The 17,610-nt window shown below is 32.3% G+C and carries 21 protein-coding genes; 13 read left to right on the top strand and 8 right to left on the bottom strand.

Annotated features, from left to right (window positions below):
* Positions 1-18: 18 nt before the first annotated feature.
* The gene (gene rpmB, locus ABD077_RS17095; protein ID WP_118461811.1) at positions 19-258 is read right to left on the bottom strand and encodes a 50S ribosomal protein L28; all 240 of its coding nucleotides are present in this window, start codon (positions 256-258) and stop codon (positions 19-21) included.
* Between the two features lie 436 nt (positions 259-694).
* On the opposite strand from rpmB, the gene ABD077_RS17090 reads away from it, so the two are divergent.
* The 3 genes from ABD077_RS17090 (at position 695) to ABD077_RS17080 (ending at position 2,240) form a co-directional block, all read left to right on the top strand.
* Positions 695-1,102, top strand: a complete 408-nt coding sequence (locus ABD077_RS17090; protein ID WP_343913459.1) for a hypothetical protein — start codon at positions 695-697, stop codon at positions 1,100-1,102.
* Positions 1,103-1,235: 133 nt separating this feature from the next.
* Positions 1,236-1,649, top strand: a complete 414-nt coding sequence (locus ABD077_RS17085; RefSeq protein ID WP_343913458.1) for a hypothetical protein — start codon at positions 1,236-1,238, stop codon at positions 1,647-1,649.
* A 186-nt stretch (positions 1,650-1,835) separates the two neighbouring features.
* A complete protein-coding gene (locus ABD077_RS17080) occupies positions 1,836-2,240 on the top strand; it encodes a hypothetical protein (RefSeq protein ID WP_343913457.1) in 405 nt (134 codons plus the stop codon).
* A 2-nt stretch (positions 2,241-2,242) separates the two neighbouring features.
* On the opposite strand, the gene ABD077_RS17075 is transcribed toward ABD077_RS17080, so the two are convergent.
* Positions 2,243-3,484 carry a CinA family nicotinamide mononucleotide deamidase-related protein gene (locus ABD077_RS17075; RefSeq protein ID WP_343913455.1) on the bottom strand — a complete coding sequence of 414 codons (1,242 nt, stop codon included), beginning with the start codon at positions 3,482-3,484 and terminating at the stop codon, positions 2,243-2,245.
* A 2-nt stretch (positions 3,485-3,486) separates the two neighbouring features.
* Entirely contained in the window at positions 3,487-3,825 is a 339-nt protein-coding gene (locus ABD077_RS17070) for an Hpt domain-containing protein (RefSeq protein WP_343913454.1), read from the bottom strand.
* 332 nt (positions 3,826-4,157) lie between these two features.
* Here ABD077_RS17070 and ABD077_RS17065 point away from each other — a divergent pair, with 332 nt between their 5' ends.
* Positions 4,158-6,518 (top strand): TonB-dependent receptor, encoded by a 2,361-nt coding sequence (locus tag ABD077_RS17065; protein ID WP_343913453.1) that lies wholly within the window; start codon positions 4,158-4,160, stop codon positions 6,516-6,518.
* A gap of 2 nt (positions 6,519-6,520) precedes the next feature.
* Complete coding sequence (locus tag ABD077_RS17060; protein ID WP_343913452.1) at positions 6,521-6,994, top strand: thioredoxin family protein; 474 nt, start codon at positions 6,521-6,523, stop codon at positions 6,992-6,994.
* Positions 6,995-7,013: 19 nt separating this feature from the next.
* Here ABD077_RS17060 and ABD077_RS17055 read toward each other — a convergent pair whose 3' ends face one another.
* The 3 genes from ABD077_RS17055 to ABD077_RS17045 form a co-directional block, all read right to left on the bottom strand.
* On the bottom strand, positions 7,014-7,625 hold the full coding sequence (locus ABD077_RS17055) for a fumarylacetoacetate hydrolase family protein (protein ID WP_343913451.1): 612 nt from the start codon (positions 7,623-7,625) through the stop codon (positions 7,014-7,016).
* A gap of 15 nt (positions 7,626-7,640) precedes the next feature.
* Positions 7,641-8,420: a 3'-5' exonuclease gene (locus ABD077_RS17050; RefSeq protein WP_299606722.1), complete on the bottom strand. Its 780-nt coding sequence runs from the start codon at positions 8,418-8,420 to the stop codon at positions 7,641-7,643.
* Between the two features lie 81 nt (positions 8,421-8,501).
* Positions 8,502-9,185, bottom strand: a complete 684-nt coding sequence (locus ABD077_RS17045) for a metal-dependent transcriptional regulator (protein WP_343913450.1) — start codon at positions 9,183-9,185, stop codon at positions 8,502-8,504.
* A 170-nt stretch (positions 9,186-9,355) separates the two neighbouring features.
* Here ABD077_RS17045 and ABD077_RS17040 point away from each other — a divergent pair, with 170 nt between their 5' ends.
* The 8 genes from ABD077_RS17040 (at position 9,356) to ABD077_RS17005 (ending at position 16,357) form a co-directional block, all read left to right on the top strand.
* Positions 9,356-10,273, top strand: coding sequence for a metal ABC transporter solute-binding protein, Zn/Mn family (locus ABD077_RS17040; protein WP_343913449.1), 918 nt, complete (start codon positions 9,356-9,358; stop codon positions 10,271-10,273).
* Complete coding sequence (locus ABD077_RS17035) at positions 10,273-11,010, top strand: metal ABC transporter ATP-binding protein (RefSeq protein WP_343913448.1); 738 nt, start codon at positions 10,273-10,275, stop codon at positions 11,008-11,010. The genes ABD077_RS17040 and ABD077_RS17035 overlap by 1 nt, the downstream gene beginning before the upstream one ends.
* Positions 11,011-11,043: 33 nt before the next feature.
* Positions 11,044-12,174 carry a metal ABC transporter permease gene (locus ABD077_RS17030; RefSeq protein ID WP_343913447.1) on the top strand — a complete coding sequence of 377 codons (1,131 nt, stop codon included), beginning with the start codon at positions 11,044-11,046 and terminating at the stop codon, positions 12,172-12,174.
* The gene (locus tag ABD077_RS17025) at positions 12,167-13,330 is read left to right on the top strand and encodes a metal ABC transporter permease (protein ID WP_343913446.1); all 1,164 of its coding nucleotides are present in this window, start codon (positions 12,167-12,169) and stop codon (positions 13,328-13,330) included. Before ABD077_RS17030 ends, ABD077_RS17025 begins: the two co-directional genes overlap by 8 nt.
* A 52-nt stretch (positions 13,331-13,382) precedes the next feature.
* The gene (locus ABD077_RS17020) at positions 13,383-13,805 is read left to right on the top strand and encodes a hypothetical protein (protein ID WP_343913445.1); all 423 of its coding nucleotides are present in this window, start codon (positions 13,383-13,385) and stop codon (positions 13,803-13,805) included.
* Positions 13,806-13,856: 51 nt separating this feature from the next.
* Positions 13,857-14,315, top strand: coding sequence for a hypothetical protein (locus ABD077_RS17015; protein ID WP_343913444.1), 459 nt, complete (start codon positions 13,857-13,859; stop codon positions 14,313-14,315).
* On the top strand, positions 14,273-14,980 hold the full coding sequence (locus tag ABD077_RS17010; protein ID WP_343913443.1) for a hypothetical protein: 708 nt from the start codon (positions 14,273-14,275) through the stop codon (positions 14,978-14,980). The genes ABD077_RS17015 and ABD077_RS17010 overlap by 43 nt, the downstream gene beginning before the upstream one ends.
* A gap of 228 nt (positions 14,981-15,208) precedes the next feature.
* Positions 15,209-16,357, top strand: a complete 1,149-nt coding sequence (locus tag ABD077_RS17005; RefSeq protein WP_343913442.1) for a hypothetical protein — start codon at positions 15,209-15,211, stop codon at positions 16,355-16,357.
* Between the two features lie 39 nt (positions 16,358-16,396).
* Here ABD077_RS17005 and ABD077_RS17000 read toward each other — a convergent pair whose 3' ends face one another.
* Both ABD077_RS17000 and ABD077_RS16995 read right to left on the bottom strand, forming a co-directional pair.
* Positions 16,397-17,107: a metallophosphoesterase family protein gene (locus ABD077_RS17000; RefSeq protein ID WP_343913441.1), complete on the bottom strand. Its 711-nt coding sequence runs from the start codon at positions 17,105-17,107 to the stop codon at positions 16,397-16,399.
* Positions 17,100-17,585: a hypothetical protein gene (locus tag ABD077_RS16995; protein ID WP_343913440.1), complete on the bottom strand. Its 486-nt coding sequence runs from the start codon at positions 17,583-17,585 to the stop codon at positions 17,100-17,102. Before ABD077_RS16995 ends, ABD077_RS17000 begins: the two co-directional genes overlap by 8 nt.
* Positions 17,586-17,610 lie beyond the last annotated feature (25 nt).

The raw sequence follows: 17,610 nt of genomic DNA, 5'->3' as shown, positions 1-17,610 counted from the left end.
ATTTTTTTAAAAGCTGATTTATTTTGTTAAGAAACCTTTAGCTCTTGCTTCTTTTAAAACAGCAGCAATACCGTTCTTATTTATATTTTTCAAAGCTGCAGTAGACACTTTAAGTGTTACCCATCTATCTTCTTCAGGAATATAAAAACGCTTCTTAATTAAATTCGCGTTGAATTTACGTTTTGTTTTATTCATTGCGTGAGAAACATTATTTCCCACCATTGCTTTTTTACCTGTAAGCTCGCAAACTCTTGACATCTCTTCGTAATTTTGGTATTATTTCAAAACAGGGTGCAAATTAACGAATTATTTACCGAACCACCAATAATACTATTATGTTTTTTTTCTCTTTTTTTAAATTTCATTCCCATCACTCCATAAACCCATAAAAAGAGGTCAAATTTAATGCTATTTTTAGAGTTCATCACTTTTAATTTATATCACTTTTAATACTCAAAATTAAAAACGGGGGTTTTTACGTATATAGTAAATCGCCGATAGCTATTACTTTTACACCAGTTAGTTTTCATAACTGTAACTAACTACTTGATATGGGGTAATTGAGTAGTAAACAAGCGGATCTTAGGATCCGCTTTTTTTATTTCATGATTAGAAACATAAAACACAATCAATTAAAAATAAGTTTTTAGCGTCTTGTATTGTATATTTAGTCTTTCATTTGATTTAAATCACCATGCACAACTCACTAAAAGATAGACTGCTACAAAAACATATAGTCAATGGAGTTGGAGTTTTTTACTACTACGACAACTTTATGATTTCAGAAATCGACGAAGGAACTAAAATTGAATTAGATATTGTTCTAAAGATATCTGATGAATTTACAAAAAAGTATTACTCATTCGATAATCCTTTTGTCTATATCTCCAATAGAATACATTCATACTCTCTGCAACCCACTGTTCATTTTGAAGCTAAAAAATATCTCCCATATGTAAAAGGGTATGCAGTAGTAACCTACGACGCTATTAATACAAAAATTGCAACTCTAGAACAGTCCTTTCTAGAGGTACCCACTAAAGTTTTTGACAATTTAAAAGATGCAGTACATTGGAGCGATCAACTTATAGCTAAAAAATAATTTTTCCCCAGCACCTTGCTATTTAGAAAATCTGTATCAAGAACCATCTAAAATTATTAATCATTTAAATAAATTGCATATTTATTAACAATAAAGTATCTTTCTTGTGTAATTGGAAACTACACTCTAGAACATGACTTACGATTTTAACAGAAAGCTTATTCATAAGCATGAACTTGATATTGGTATATTTTATTTTTATAAAAACCATATTATTTCAGAAATAAAAGAAGGAGTAACACTAACTTTTGAAAATTGTTCAGCTCTATTTGATCTATTACGATCCTATTACGGAACTACGATTCCTTTTGTATACATATCTAATAGAAAGAATTCTTTTTCTTTTGTACCTACTGGTCATTTTAAATCTTCCAAACTCTTTCCTAATTTTATTGGGTACGGTGTCGTAACATATAATTCCATCAACACTAAAATAGCAACATTAGAGCAATCTTTCCTTGATAACGAGACAGCCATCTTTGACAACCTAAATGATGCATTGCAATGGAAAGAAACACTCATCCAACCATTAATTGATAGTAATTAAGCAATACTAAAGTATTTTCTTTTGCTATAGTAGTCAAGAATACCATCTGATTAGCCTCCTTAAAGTTTTCTCAATGTAAAACAACTATAATGTTTGAAATCCTTAAAAACATCACAAAATACTGACTAACAAGTAATTAAACTCAATATCTTTCGACAGATGTATGACTAACAAGAAAATAAAGTCATGAAAACTCAATCCAAAGATCTTTTAATAGAAAAATTCAACCACACATTAGGGACATATTACTTTTATGAAGAATACATCATTGCAGAAATTAACGAAGGGGTTACTATTACACTAAGTAAGCTTCAGGATTTAATGCCTACCATACAAAAGCATTATGGTGATAGGAAACCGTTTACCTATATCTCTAACAGAATTCATTCGCACTCTATTATTCCTACTGATTATTTAGATTGCCCTTTTACCTATATGGAAAACTTTAAAGGATATGGTGTAGTAATCTATAATGAGGTGAATGAAATATCTACAGAAATCGAGAAACATTTTGCAAAAAAACCTTTTTACAATTTTAGAAATCTAGAGGATGCTATACTCTGGAGTAAAAAAGAAGTTTTAAATAGATAACTCTAATCTAATTCCTTCAGCATTAACTCCAAAGCCTTATTTACAGCTTTACCAATCGTTCGCTCTCTTAGATTACTGAATACAAATTTTTCCGAAAAAGTCTTATCTGGTGTAGAAATAGCAATAAAAACAGTACCAACTTCGACATTACCATCTCCTTTGGCAGGACCAGCATTTCCGGTTGTGGCAATACTATAATCTGCTTTAAATTTATTTTTAACACCTATTGCCATTGCCTCCGCCACTTGATTACTAGTAACAGTATACTTATCGATTAAGGTCTCACTAACTCCCAAAATATCAGATTTCGAATGTGTAGCGTACGTTACGGCTGCGCCTTTAAAAAAAGCGGAGGCACCAGTACCAGCGGTTAACGACTGAGCAATTCTACCACCTGTACAACTTTCTGCTACCGCAAGATACTTACCTTTTTCAACCAGTTTTTTACCAATTAGACTTTCAATAGAATCTTCGCTTTCATACCCCACAATAATATCACCGATTAACTTATGTAAGCTCTTAATGTTCTCTTCTATAGCATTTGATAATACTAATTCATCCGACCCACGAGCAGAAAGACGTAATCTTACTCTACCTAGATTAGGAAGGTATGCTAACTTTATAAAAGAAGGCAAATCATCTTCCCATTGCTCAATCTTTTTTGCAATAGCACTTTCTCCCATACCATAAGTAAGGACTGTTTTATGCAGTATAAAAGGTCTATCAAATTTCTCCTGAAGTTTAGGCAACACATGATCCTTCATAAGATTTTTCATCTCAAAAGGAACTCCTGGCATAGATACAAATACTGTATCATCCTTTTCTAACCAAATTCCTGGCGCCGTTCCATAACTATTCATCAATACAGTTGACGTACTCGGAACCAGTGCTTGCATTCTATTAATATCAGTTACCGGAGTATTTATATACTTAGCAAAAAGCTCTTCAATATGAAGAAGAACAGTGTCATCTTGAATTAGCTTATCACCAAAGTATTCGCAAATAGTATGTTTTGTGATATCATCTTTAGTAGGTCCCAAACCACCTGTAATTAGAACAACATCTACTCTATTTTTAGCAGCTTCAAAAGCGTTAAGAATATGTTGCTTATCATCTTGAATTGAAGTAATTTGATATACATCAATTCCAATTTTATTTAATTCTTTACCAATAAAAGCTGAATTGGAATCTATTACTTGACCTATGAGGATTTCATCGCCAATAGTTATTATTTCTGCAAGCATAGTTATTGAAAATCAACTTTCAGGTCATTAATTGCATTATTCACCGTAGTTACGATATGATTTAAAATAGTCTCAATTTCTGATTTTTCCATACCAGACTTAGACCAAGCCTCAACCTGTTTTATTTCTTTTAAAAGATCAATTCCAAATAATTGAAGGTTTGGTTTCATCTTATGTGCAAATTGATATGCAGTTTTCGGATCATTATCTTTAACTGCTTGCCCCATACCTTCCAAATCTGGTGGTATTTCTTCTAAAAACGTTTGCACTAATACTGTTATAAATTCATCATCCCCACCAGATAACTCATTTACACTTTCTAAGCTGTAACCTTTGCTCATGTATTTAAATCTTATTGATTATAATTATCGTGTTTTCTTAAAATCAGTTAATCATATATAGCTTTATTGCCTTTTAAAATCAACTCGTGTTCTTGTAAAGATAATATCTCCATTCTTTAAAGTAAAATATTTCATTGATTATTCTAAAATCAAATCACAAACCATAAAGAATCATTCACCCTTTCAACTATTATAATATACTTTTTCTAGATATGAAAAACAACATTTTACCCTAAACTAAAACAATCTTTATAATTAGTTAAAACAATTTGTTAGTCATAACTAACTTTATATATTTGCTAAATCTAATAAAAATTCACGTTAATCAAAAAATGAAATCCTTTTTATTTCTTTTAGTTCTATTAAAAACCTCATTAATCCTTAGTCAAACAGGAAACTTAGAAGGAGTTGTTGTGAACGAAAAAACTCCTATTCCGTATGCTACAATTGAAATATCTGGTTCTTCCTTTAAAACCGTAGTTTATTCTGATGAAAATGGTCTTTTCGAAATAAAACAAATACCTTTTGGAAATTATTCTATAATCACTAGTCTACTCGGATTCCAAACCTCATCAGAAACTATCACTATAGATTCCAATAATCAATCCAAAACAATCTCACTTATCGAGGATCGACTAAACCTTGATCAAGTCGTAGTAAGTGCTACTAGGAATCGAGTTAATAAACAGAAAGCTCCTGTAGTTGTTAATGTTTTGAGTCCAAAACTTCTAGAAGCTACTCAATCTATATCTATATCAGAAGGATTAAACTTCTCTCCAGGTGTACGCGTGGAGAACAATTGTCAAAACTGTGGTTTTACTCAAGTAAGACTAAATGGTTTAGATGGCAGCTACACACAAGTACTTATTAATAGTAGAGCTGTATTTAGTGCACTAAATAGCGTCTATGGATTAGAACAAATACCAACCAATATTGTCGATCGTATTGAAGTAATTAGAAGTGGAGGATCCGCATTATATGGTTCAAATGCAATTGCCGGAACTATTAATATCATCACCAAAGACCCTATACTAAACACTTGGGAAGTTGGAACCTATTTAGGACTAGTAAACGGTGATACTCCAGATCGCACTCTAAATTTTAACTCTTCTCTAGTAAGTGATGATTTAATGTCTGGGATTACAGTTTTCGGGCTCTATAGAGATCGAGAAGAATTTGATGCAAATGGAGATGGTTTTACAGAATTAACCACGCTTCAAAACACTACATTTGGTCTAAAAACATTTCTAAAAACAAATGAAAGAAGTAAGATTTCACTGGATCTAACAACCATCCAAGAATATCGACGTGGTGGTGATCGGCTTGATCTTGCCCCACATTTTACAGATATCACCGAAGAACTAGATCACAATACCTTTATTGGAGGGATCACTTATGAGGTAAAAAACAAAAAAGAAACGAACAACTTTTCTATTTACAGTTCTGGGCAATACACAGAAAGAGACAGTTACTATGGCGGATTAGGAGGCTCTCGAACAAGACAGGATAGTATTCTTGCACTGAACTCGTATGGAACAACAAAAGACATTGCCTTACTTACTGGCGTTCAGTTTACTCAAAATTTAAAAAACAATGATATTATTACAGCAGGTGTAGAATACAATATAAGTGATACTGAAGATATCATTACCGGATATAACCGATTGATCGATCAACAGGTTCATACTATAGGTTCTTACGCTCAGTATGAATGGAAACCTAACGACAAGCTAACCGCTTTGATTGGTACAAGATTAGATCATGTAGATGTGGACGGTAATTATAATATCGGAGGAATTTCTCGAAATGTATCTATTGACAGAACTGTACTTAGCCCTCGTATAACTATATCTTATAGCATCCTTAATTCTTTAAAATTTCGAGGTGGTTATGCTCGCGGATTTAGAGCTCCTCAGGCTTTTAATGAAGACCTACACATCTCATCTGTTGGAGGAGAACCACAATTCGTGATACTATCAGAGGATTTGGATACAGAATTTTCAAATGCTTTTACTGCTTCTTTAAACTACTCTAAGAACTTCAATAAAATCCAAACGGACTTTCTACTAGAAGGGTTCTTCACAGACCTTAGAGATCCTTTTACATTAGTAAGCACTGGTGCTGTATTAGAAAACGGATCTATACTAGAAGAAGTAAGAAATGGATCTGGAGCAAAAGTATTTGGAACAAATTTTGAAATTGGAATATCTCCATCGAAAAAATGGCAATTTCAATTCGGAGGAACCATTCAGAAATCCGCATATGATGAAGATCAAATTCTTTTTGAAACAGATGGTTCTGTTACAGGCGAAACAGATATAGTTGTAGATGAATTTGTAAGAAACCCTAATTCATATGGCTATCTTAATGCTTCTTGGATTCCAAATAAAAAATTTAACATAGATATTACCGGAACTTACACCGGAAGAATGACGGTACCTAGAGTTGTAAGCGAATCTGGATTTTTAAACTTGGTTGATACAAATTCATTTTTAGATATGAACTTAAAAGCTGAGTATCATACTGACGTTTCTGAAAATTTTCAGATGACTTTTAGCGGAGGAGTAAAAAATATATTCAACAGCTATCAAGATGATTTTGACATCGGACCATTGAGAGATTCAGATTACATCTACGGTCCTGGAAACCCTAGAACATTTTTTATCGGAATTAAATTTGGAAAACTTGACTAATTATGAAACATAGTGTAGTACTTACTTTTTTATTGATGATCATAATGAACTATGAAATAGTAGCTCAAGAGAAACAAACAATTAATTGGATTACCTTTGAACAATTAGATGATTCTTTAAGCACAAAACCTAAAAAAGTGCTCATCAACTTCTATGCAGATTGGTGTTCGTACTGCAAAAAAATGGATAGAGTTTCATTTACAAAACCTGAAATAATTCAGAAAATAAATGAAGAATATTATGCGGTAAAAATGAATGCAGAAAGCACAGATACTATCGCATTTGACGGCGCTACATTTACAAACAAAAACAGTTTAACAGAGAGAAATGCCATTCATGAAATCCCTACTCTTTTGGCTTCTAGAAAAAATACTGCTTTTTCCTTACCCGCTATTATATTTTTAGATGAAAAATTTAAGGTACGAAAGCGATATTTCGAGTACATGAGTCCCAAAAAATTACAGTCTGCATTATAACTTACAAGTAATCTTGAAATCACTTCACTTTTATTGAAAACATTTCTTGATCTTCAATAAAACCAGTTAAATTATCATTTGTTTTCACGGATCCCACTCCTGCTGGAGTACCTGTAAAAATGATATCACCAATCTTCAAAGTAAAAAATTGAGATACATATACTATCAACTCATTAATTTTCCAAAGCATTAATTTGGTATTCCCGTCTTGAACAATTGTATCATTTTTCTCTAGACGGAAATTAATATCATCTACATCAGAAAAATTTTCTTTAGATACCCATTGCCCAATAACTGCTGCTCCATCAAAAGCTTTTGCTTTTTCCCAAGGTAATCCTTTCGCCTTTAGTTGACTCTGCAAATCTCTGGCAGTAAAATCAATTCCCAGACTAATTTCATCATAATATTTATGCGCAAACTTCTTGTCGATATACTTCCCTAACTTCTTAATTTTTACAAGAATTTCTACTTCATGATGAATATCATTTGAGAAATCTGGAATAAAAAAAGGTTGTTTTTTTAAGAGAATTGAGGTGTCTGGTTTCAAAAAAACTACAGGATCTGTTGGTTTTTCATTTTCCAACTCCTCAATATGGTCTGTATAATTACGACCTATACAAATAAGCTTCATAAATTGATTTGGTTATTATAATTTAAGACTATTATTTAGTTTACGTAGTCGTACAGCGGTAAGCACCTTCTTTGTATACAATGGAAAATCGGCATTTTGCAACCATCCAAAATAACCAGGCTCATCTTCCATTACTTTTTCTACCAATTTACCTTTGTGCTTTCCAAAAGAGAATATTTCTCTTCCTTCTTTGTCGTATGCAATAAAACCTGCAAAATCTGCAAATTGTTTTCTAGCACTAAATTCTGCTAAAAACTTTGTGTCATTTTCTAATTCGGGATACCTATCTAATTGTGCTTTTAGAACCTCATAAGTAGCATTCGTATCAGCTTCAGCAGAGTGCGCATCCTTTAATTCCTTATCACAGTAAAATTTGTAAGCTGCTTCTAAAGTTCGTTTTTCCATTTTATGAAAAATAGTTTGTACATCGACGGCAACAGTATTTTTCATATCAAAATCTACATCTGCTCGCAATAACTCTTCTGCCAACAGAGGAATATCAAAACGATTGGAGTTAAAACCTCCTAGATCACAACCCTTTATCATATCACTAACCTTACTCGCTAACTGTTTAAAGGTCGGTTCATTAGCTACTTTCTCGTCTGTAATCCCATGAACTTCTGTAGTTTCAGGAGGAATTGGCATTTCAGGATTCACTAACCAAGTTTTACTCTCCTTATTGCCATTAGGAAAAACCTTGAGAATAGAAATTTCAACAATTCGATCTTTAGATATGTTTATACCGGTCGTTTCCAGATCAAAAAAACAGATCGGTTTCTTTAATTTAAGCTCCATAAATTGATTGTGTACTCCAAAGATAACAGGTAATAAATTATAATCTACAGTAGTCTCGTTTTTTTAACATTTATTATTGTATTAGACAACTTTCACAAAGACATTATCCGCAAATTTACGTGTTACCGTTTCTACTGTATCATTAAACTGAATACGAATAGATTTATCAAATTCTCGTACTTCAAGAACTTTTATTTCACTACTTAGCGCTAATCCAATTTCTGAAACAAATCGCAAGAAATTTACCGAACCATCATTCACAGCCACAAGTTGGCAGACATCTCCTTCTGCTAAGGATGATAATGTTATTTTCGGAATTACCTTATACTCCCCTTTTGCATTAGGAATTAACTCTCCATGAGGATCTTTCTCTGGGAAATCCATAAAACGATCCAACTCGTCAATTAACTTGTATGATTTGATATGCTCTAATTGCTCAGCTACTTCATGTACCTCATCCCAACTAAAATTAAGATAATTATACAAAAAGGTTTCCCATAGTCTATGCTTTCGTATTAACCTAACTGCGATTGCGCGTCCTTCATCAGTAAGCTCTAGTTTTCCATATTTTTCACTAACAACATAATTCTTAGTTTTCAACTTTTTTATCATGTTATTAGTAGAAGCAGGCGAAACCTTAAGGTATTCTGCTAATTGATTATTACCTACCTTTTCTGAATTATCTTCTATTAACAACTGAAAAAGAGCTTTTAAGTAATCCTCTTCGCTTTTTGTTAAATTATTCAAATTTGCTTTGTTAGTCATGACTAACTTTTTTAGTTTTGCGTATATAATTAAACAAAAATACTAAACCTAATACAATTAAAGTGGCTAATAGCCCATTCCTTTTGTTGATAGGAAAGTTTTTTCTTTTTAAACTTAGTATTTATTAGCTATCAAATGTCTTGCATTGATAACAACTTAAAATTAGAAAAATGACAAAACATATTGCAGTTCTTCTCACCTTAATATTCACGGCTTTTTCTTGTAAAAAAGAGAATAAAAAAAACAATTCAAAACTACAAGTAGTGACTACGACAACGATGATAACTGATTTAATCACAAATATTGGAAAAGATGTAATCTCTGTAGAAGGACTTATGGGGTCTGGAGTAGATCCACACTTGTATAAGGCTAGCGAAGGTGATGTAAATAAATTAGTTAATGCTGATGCTATATTTTACAATGGTTTACATCTTGAAGGAAAACTAGTAGAGGTATTTGAAAAAATGGGAAATCAAAACACCAAAACTATTGCCTTAGGAGAAGTTTTGGATAAAAACACTTTAATAGGGTCTGATTATTTTGCATCCAACTATGATCCACACATTTGGTTTAGTATTAATCGTTGGAAACAAGTTACTTCTTTTGCTATTCAAAAATTGAAAGAATTAGACCCAAAAAATGCTGAGACTTTTGAGGCTAACGGAAACGCTTATTTAAAACAACTAGATGAATTAGCTAAGAATATCAAAAACACCGTTGATTCTTTACCAGAAGAGAAAAGGATACTGGTTACAGCGCATGATGCTTTTAGTTATTTCGGAAAGGAGTATAAATTTAATGTAGTAGGGTTACAAGGCTTATCTACAGCTACAGAGGCAGGAGTTCAGGATGTTCAGAGATTAGCAAATTTTATCATTGAGAATAAAGTGAAAGCTATTTTTGTTGAAAGCTCTGTTCCTAAAAGAACTATTGAAGCACTACAAGCAGCTGTAACATCCAAGGATCATGAAGTATCTATTGGAGGAACCTTATACTCCGATGCCTTAGGAACAGAAGGCACAAAAGAAGGAACGTATATAGGAATGTTTGAACACAATGTAAATACCATTGTAAATGCTTTGAAATAATGGAAGAAAAAATTGCCGTACAAATAGATGACCTAACAGTAGCTTATAATTACAAACCTGTTTTATGGGATATTGATTTGACAATACCTGAAGGAGTTCTTATGGCTATTGTAGGCCCCAACGGTGCTGGAAAATCAACTTTAATAAAATCTGTTTTAGATATTATAAAACCTATTGCAGGAAGTGTAAAAATATACGCAAAACCCTATCAAAAACAACGATCCTTAGTTGCATATGTCCCGCAAAAAGGAAGTGTTGATTGGGATTTTCCCACAACAGCTTTGGATGTAGTAATGATGGGGACTTATGGAAGTTTAGGATGGATAAAAAGACCTGGGCAGAAACAAAAAAAAGCAGCTCTAGAAGCACTGGAAAAAGTGGGAATGTTAGCTTTTAAAAGTAGACAAATTAGTCAACTTTCTGGCGGGCAACAACAACGCATATTTTTAGCTAGAGCACTTGTTCAAAATGCTTCTATTTATTTTATGGATGAACCTTTTCAAGGAGTTGACGCCACAACAGAAAAAGCAATTATAAACATCCTTAAAGAACTAAGAAAAGCAGGAAAAACAGTAATTGTAGTTCATCACGATTTACAAACCGTTCCAGAATATTTCGACTGGGTGACTTTCTTAAATGTAAAGAAAATAGCTACTGGACCTGTTAAGGATATTTTTAATGACGATAACCTTACCAAAACCTACGGAATTAATTACAAGGTAAGCGTACAACAATAACGCTTAATTTGTTTGAAGCAATGCATACATAAAATGGATGTTTTAGAATATATAGAACTTGTTTTTACAGACTACACCTTAAGAACGATTACTTTGGGTACTGCGGTTTTAGGAGCAATTTGCGGTATGCTTGGAAGTTTTGCTGTACTGCGAAAACAGAGCTTATTAGGAGATGCCATCTCACATGCTGCATTGCCTGGTATAGCTTTAGCATTCTTAATTGTTGGAACAAAAAATAGTAATGCATTTTTGATAGGTGCCTTAATCAGCGGGTTAATTGGTAGTTTTTGGATTCGAGGTATTATCAAAAAAACACATCTAAAATCGGATACCGCTTTAGGATTAATTCTTTCTCTCTTTTTCGGTTTTGGAATGTTGTTACTTACTTTTATACAAAAGTTACCAAATGCGAATCAAGCAGGATTGGAAAACTATCTTTTTGGTCAAGCTGCTACATTGTTAGTAAGTGATGTATGGGTAATGTCTTTAATTACTGGGATTTGCCTTGTTGTTCTATTACTTTTCTGGAAAGAACTTAAATTATCTCTTTTTGATCCAGATTATACCAAAACATTAGGTTTTGATATTAAATTTCTGGATATTTTAATTACCACCTTTATTGTAATTGCAATTGTTTTAGGATTACAAACCGTAGGTGTAGTGCTCATGAGCGCTATGATTCTTGCTCCTGCCGCAGCCGCTAGACAATGGACTAATAGCCTTTCGATTATGGTAATTCTTGCTGCCATTTTTGGAGCCTCATCAGGTGTCATCGGAACAGCAATAAGCGCTAGTCATAATAACTTATCTACAGGACCTGTGATAGTACTTGTAGCAGCAGTATTTGTATTAGTCTCCTTTATATTTTCTCCTGGAAGAGGTCTTTTATTTAGAGAAATTCGATTTAGGAAGAACAGAAATGATTTGGAGTTACACAAAACCTTATCTTTCATGTATAATATTGCAAAAGACCATGAAGACATATCACATCCTCATGCGATTAAAATATTGAATAACTTTCAGGGATTTACTAAAAGATCATTACAAAAACTTGAGAACAAAAACCTTGTGAAAATTGAAGGAAACATGTGGTCTCTAACAACATCTGGATATAAAACTGCGGCTAATCTTTATAACCAAATAACACCTATGAACGATGAGTAGCGCCCAGATCGAAATACAGTTAATTGCTTGTCTGGTTGCCATTGCCTGTGCAATTCCTGGCACATTTTTAGTTTTACGTAAAATGGCATTGATTACAGATGCAATAAGTCACTCTATATTACCTGGTATTGTTATCGGTTTTTTTATCACTCACGATTTATCATCGCCGCTACTAATATTTCTTGCTGCATTAAGTGGTGTTCTTACAGTAGTTTTAGTAGAGTTTATTCAAAAGACAGGTTTAGTTAAAGAAGACACAGCTATTGGCTTAGTTTTTCCTGCATTATTTAGTATCGGAGTGATCATGATAGCACAAAATGCGAACGACGTGCATTTAGATATAGATGCTGTTCTTTTAGGAGAACTCGCTTTTGCTCCTTTTGATAGACTGACGATACAGGGAATGGATATGGGACCTAAATCTCTTTGGATTATTGGCTCTATCCTCTTGAGTACTTGTCTCTTACTTTTTGCTTTTTTCAAAGAATTAAAAGTGAGCACATTTGATGCCGGACTAGCCGCTGCTTTGGGATTATCTCCAGTAGTTATGCATTATGGATTAATGACTGTTGCGTCCATAACTACAGTTGGAGCTTTTGATGCTGTCGGAGCGATTTTGGTAATAGCTTTTATGATTGCTCCTGCCGCAACGGCGTACCTACTTACAAATGACTTAAAAAAAATGATATTGCTAGCCTGTATTTTTGGTATAACCGCAGCAATTTCAGGATATTGGTTAGCACACGGTTTAGATGCTTCTATATCTGGCTCTATGACTACTATACTCGGTATCATATTCCTAATAGTTTACCTATTCGCTCCAAATCGAGGATATTTCTCCGTTCTATACAGACAACGACAACAACGAATTGAAGTTTCTTTACTAACCTTTCTGCTACATCTAGGCAACCATGTTGACGACGAAAACGAAAGACATGTAAAACATCTTAATGATCATATTAACTGGCAAAAAGTACGATCAAAATCAGTTTTAGATTTAGCGCTAAAAAACAATATGATCACAATTAAAAATGACATTGTTTCTTTAACAGAAAAAGGCCAACATTTTACGAAAGAGGCTATTGATTATATTATCACAAATAAGAATTCAGAGATTGAAAAAATGAAAGATCGATTTTTCTTATTTAGAGGCTAATTAATTTTGAGAATAAGTTTATTTTTTACTCACTTGTTATAATACTAAGGGAATGATCAAAACTCTTAAAAACACCATTAATCTTGTAACCTATTTAGTCATTCTATTTCAGACTGCCTATATAAGTTCCCAAGAAAAACCGAATGCGGTTCCTCCTCGAACGGTATCAAAACATAACCTTTTTGTATTTATATCTCAAGATTGTAAAACTTGCAATACTTTAATCCAAAAGTTAAAAGAAAAAGAAGTGAAATTTTTAGAGGTGGACATCAACGGTAAAAATAATTTACTATCTCCAGTTTTTTGGAGAAAAATGAAAGATCAAGGATATACGAGAGAGAATATTGAGCTACCTTTTGCCAAAACAAACAAAAGATTATTTTATCCAATTGATGATTTTGATGAGTTTATTGAAATCTTAAAACTGAAAGAAAAGAAAGGAGAAATAAAAGTAAAACGAACTTCTTTATTCTAAAAAAGTTTTTTCAAGAAAACCCCTATTTTTGCCTAAAAAAGACAACTTTTCATGATTCGAAATTTCGCACTAAGAATTCTTACTGGTTTAATTACAATAACGCTTTCGTCTTGCGGTTCTGATGATACCGAAAATAACACCCAACAGCAAATGCCTAGTTTTATTATTGTTGGTAAAAAAGATAATGACAATGGATTTCTGTATGACTATCAAAGAGAATCTCAATCTGGCGAACTAATCAATTTGGCAGATGAGCAAATTCCCGCTAATTTTAATTCTGTAGACTTAAAAGAAGATGTGCTTTGTTTTGCTGCACCTCAATCTACATCATTCAAAAATATAAGAACTGATAACGTTACTACAGTAGAAATCATCTTCGATGGTTCCAATGGAGAATCAGCTTTTTTACATACATATTCGAGCACCCATATATTTTCGGCATATCGAAAAATGATAGGTCTAATGATATGTACATTCGATCAAAAAATATTTTTGATAATACTCAAGTAGATATACCAATTGCAAAAGCTGATCGAGTAACCGGTATTTTATATTCTCAAAATCATTTAGTGATCTCATATTTTGTATCAGAGAATCAAGAAACATCATATTACGTTTCTGTACTTAACACTGCTAACAATTCTATTGTAAAAACACTCCAATTTGATGCTACTGTTCAGTTTATGACTACTGATAATACGAAAGATTTAGTATTAGGATATCCCAGCTCTTCTTCAACAATGGAACTTAAAGTTTACACATTAAACACAATGGAATTATTAGGGGAATACTCGTCTGACACATTCTTCACAGGAGTTAATGATGGATTATTTCGGGACAATACCTTATTTTATTTACAAGGTTTTCCTCAACCTAGCGCTATAACCTTTTTACCTTCAATTTTTAATATTGAAACCAACACTAGTAATAGCATTAACATCTTACCTGCTATAGAAGCTTATGCTCAGAACAATAACATTGCTAATATTTCTGTAATAAATGGAGCCTTTGATGTAAACAATAATACAGTCTTAGTTTCAGCTAATATAACGACTGCTACAGGTAATTCTTCCACAACTAAAGCTAGTATCTTTTTATTTGATTTTAACGGAAATATGTTATCAAACATTTTGATCGAAGAAGACTTTAGGCCTTTTTATATTTTCCTAAAATAGAACAACTTCAGCAAATAATTGATTATTTATAATTCAATGACCTGATAACAACTTATAATTCCTTCTTACTTTTACCGAAGAGCAAAGACTTATAAAAAAAAGATGTCACATATAATTTACTGGAATAAGTGAAATCAAGTTGTAAAAAAATGGAATAACGTTTTCAACCACCATAAAACTTTCTAACCTTTAAAAATTATATATTTGCGCAAATAAATTAAACTAAAAATGATAAAAAATTTCTCACTAAAATTAGTACTTAGCTTAATTACAATAGTTTCATTATCCTGTAGTTCGGACAACGATAATAACAGTATGGAAGAAGACACTATTGATAATCCTGATGAGGACACTGTTGATGATCTACAGGATATATCTTCTTTTTTAGTTATTGGAAGAGATACTAACGAGAATACATTTCAATATGATTTTAGTAAAGAATCACAATCTGGTGAATTAAAAAATATTACGGATCAAACTCCACCTTTTTTCAATGCTGTAAATTTTAAAGAAAATCTACTTTCTTTTTACCAACTGCAATCACTTTGGATTAAAGATATAAATACAAACAATATTATCACCAGAGAAAATTTCTTTGATCCATCAGATGGAGAGTCTGTTTTTTTAAATGAAAATTCTGGTAGTACCATATTTACTGCATACGAAAAACCATTAATATCAAATGACCTGTATATTAGAGCTGAAGATATTGCTACTTCTACAGAAGTTGATATTCTAATAGGCAAGGCTGATTGGGTGTATGGCTTATTATACTCTCAAAATAGGTTAATCATAGCCTATTCACTAACAGAAAACTTAGATACTTCGCATTATGTATCTGTATTAAACACAATTGATAATACAATCGTAAAAACACTGAAGTTTGACTCCCAAGTTCAATTTATATCCACTGATAATTCTGGAAATCTATTTCTAAGACATGGGTTTTCTTTTACTTTTGGCTTATATACTTTAAACGACATGGAATTAACCAAAGAATACACCATAGAAGCTGGTATAGAAGGAATTGATTACGGATTGTATAAAGAAAATAGTGTCTACTACCTTCAACCGCTTGCACAACCAGGTCCTTATGCATATTACCCTGCCGTTTATAATCTAGAAACGAAAACAAACAAAGTCATCGACTTTTTTGTCGCATTTAATGATTACAAATCAAACAATAATATTGCAGGTATTTCGATAATTGATAGTGTTTTTGATTTTGACAAAAATACTGTCCTGATTTCAACTTACCTTACCTATGCTGATCAAACATTTAAGGCTGGTATTTTTGAATTTGATATTGATGGAAATATGTTATCGGATATTATTATTGATGAAGCTTTTAGTCCTTTGTACATATTTTTAAAATAGATCCATAAAGATTAAAAATTATTTAATTATTCGCTAATCCTAAAATAAAATAACTTCAGCAAATAATTGATCCTTTTCTAATTCAATGATTCTATACCCAAATGAATCATTATTAATTTTTACCTCATCAGGATCTTTTTCTACTTGATAGGATACTGCAGGAGTAATATATTGATTAATATTCTTATCCAAACGATTATCCTGCATATGATAGTGACCAGAAAAGATAAAAACATCATTAGGAATTTGATGTAATATTGATCGTATTTTTTCTCTTCCTTCAAGAAAAAACTTTTTATCCGTGAGTGTGGAAACGGGCAGAATAGGATGATGAACAAATAGTACAATCTTTTTTGAAATTATTGATTCCTTTTGAAACCAATCCAGTTGTTCCTGATCTACTATTTCTTTACTCGAATCTAAGAAGATATATTTAAAGAAATCTGTTTCTATACTATAAAAAGAAGTATCAACAGCAACAACTTGTTGTTCTTTCCAATAAGGAAATATTGAAGAAAAACTATCGTGATTTCCTAATGAAATGAACCAATCATATGGTTCTAACGATTTAAAAAACCAAGATAGAGAATCCCTTGCTCCTATGTCTCCACCTATGACAATTTGTGTAATGCCTCTTTTGGATATATCCTCAAGGACTTTTTCCCAGTTTTTTCTAGCATCTACACCTTTAGACTTTGGAAACTCCTCGTCTAAGTGCACATCTGTTATATAGGCAAATTTCTTACTCACACTTAACACTCAAAACTTTGCCCTCTTTTTTAGCTTTTTGATCCATAGCAGCACCAATTGCTAAACCAATAGACATTCCGATTGGCATACCGAAGCTCATGCCAAAAACCAGACCGTTTGACTTATCAGATCCAAAAACGAGTCCAAAAACCATCCCCATACTCATTCCTAATAACATTCCTATACTCATGAAAATCGTCATATAATGCTCACTAGAAATCAGGGAAAGTTGTTCTTTAACATATTTGATGAACTCGGAAAGTTTCTTTTTAAAATATTTTTTTCTTTCTTCCCTTTTAACTTCAATGACAATAGTTTCTAGCTTGTCATGTATACCATCCAATTGCTCATTAGAAAGATCTCTAGACGCTAATTGCGACAATACATTCACAAACTTCTTATATGTTTTCACTTCAGATGCATCCTCTGTTTCAGTAATAAGATTCTTAAAAAACTTCACTGCTTCATTAATATCCATACTATAAAAATTTAGCGTTAAGAAC

The organism is Aquimarina litoralis (assembly GCF_039523995.1).
GTDB lineage: Bacteria > Bacteroidota > Bacteroidia > Flavobacteriales > Flavobacteriaceae > Aquimarina > Aquimarina litoralis.
This window is presented reverse-complemented; position numbering and strand designations above follow the sequence as displayed.

Excerpts from the sequence above, each read along its gene's own strand:
- rpmB (WP_118461811.1), bottom strand. The coding sequence starts at position 258 with ATGTCAAGAGTTTGCGAGCTTACAGGTAAAAAAGCAATGGTGGGAAAT.
- ABD077_RS17090 (WP_343913459.1), top strand. The coding sequence starts at position 695 with ATGCACAACTCACTAAAAGATAGACTGCTACAAAAACATATAGTCAAT.
- ABD077_RS17085 (WP_343913458.1), top strand. The coding sequence starts at position 1,236 with ATGACTTACGATTTTAACAGAAAGCTTATTCATAAGCATGAACTTGAT.
- ABD077_RS17080 (WP_343913457.1), top strand. The coding sequence starts at position 1,836 with ATGAAAACTCAATCCAAAGATCTTTTAATAGAAAAATTCAACCACACA.
- ABD077_RS17075 (WP_343913455.1), bottom strand. The coding sequence starts at position 3,484 with ATGCTTGCAGAAATAATAACTATTGGCGATGAAATCCTCATAGGTCAA.
- ABD077_RS17070 (WP_343913454.1), bottom strand. The coding sequence starts at position 3,825 with ATGAGCAAAGGTTACAGCTTAGAAAGTGTAAATGAGTTATCTGGTGGG.
- ABD077_RS17065 (WP_343913453.1), top strand. The coding sequence starts at position 4,158 with ATGAAATCCTTTTTATTTCTTTTAGTTCTATTAAAAACCTCATTAATC.
- ABD077_RS17060 (WP_343913452.1), top strand. The coding sequence starts at position 6,521 with ATGAAACATAGTGTAGTACTTACTTTTTTATTGATGATCATAATGAAC.
- ABD077_RS17055 (WP_343913451.1), bottom strand. The coding sequence starts at position 7,625 with ATGAAGCTTATTTGTATAGGTCGTAATTATACAGACCATATTGAGGAG.
- ABD077_RS17050 (WP_299606722.1), bottom strand. The coding sequence starts at position 8,420 with ATGGAGCTTAAATTAAAGAAACCGATCTGTTTTTTTGATCTGGAAACG.
- ABD077_RS17045 (WP_343913450.1), bottom strand. The coding sequence starts at position 9,185 with ATGACTAACAAAGCAAATTTGAATAATTTAACAAAAAGCGAAGAGGAT.
- ABD077_RS17040 (WP_343913449.1), top strand. The coding sequence starts at position 9,356 with ATGACAAAACATATTGCAGTTCTTCTCACCTTAATATTCACGGCTTTT.
- ABD077_RS17035 (WP_343913448.1), top strand. The coding sequence starts at position 10,273 with ATGGAAGAAAAAATTGCCGTACAAATAGATGACCTAACAGTAGCTTAT.
- ABD077_RS17030 (WP_343913447.1), top strand. The coding sequence starts at position 11,044 with ATGGATGTTTTAGAATATATAGAACTTGTTTTTACAGACTACACCTTA.
- ABD077_RS17025 (WP_343913446.1), top strand. The coding sequence starts at position 12,167 with ATGAGTAGCGCCCAGATCGAAATACAGTTAATTGCTTGTCTGGTTGCC.
- ABD077_RS17020 (WP_343913445.1), top strand. The coding sequence starts at position 13,383 with ATGATCAAAACTCTTAAAAACACCATTAATCTTGTAACCTATTTAGTC.
- ABD077_RS17015 (WP_343913444.1), top strand. The coding sequence starts at position 13,857 with ATGATTCGAAATTTCGCACTAAGAATTCTTACTGGTTTAATTACAATA.
- ABD077_RS17010 (WP_343913443.1), top strand. The coding sequence starts at position 14,273 with ATGTACATTCGATCAAAAAATATTTTTGATAATACTCAAGTAGATATA.
- ABD077_RS17005 (WP_343913442.1), top strand. The coding sequence starts at position 15,209 with ATGATAAAAAATTTCTCACTAAAATTAGTACTTAGCTTAATTACAATA.
- ABD077_RS16995 (WP_343913440.1), bottom strand. The coding sequence starts at position 17,585 with ATGGATATTAATGAAGCAGTGAAGTTTTTTAAGAATCTTATTACTGAA.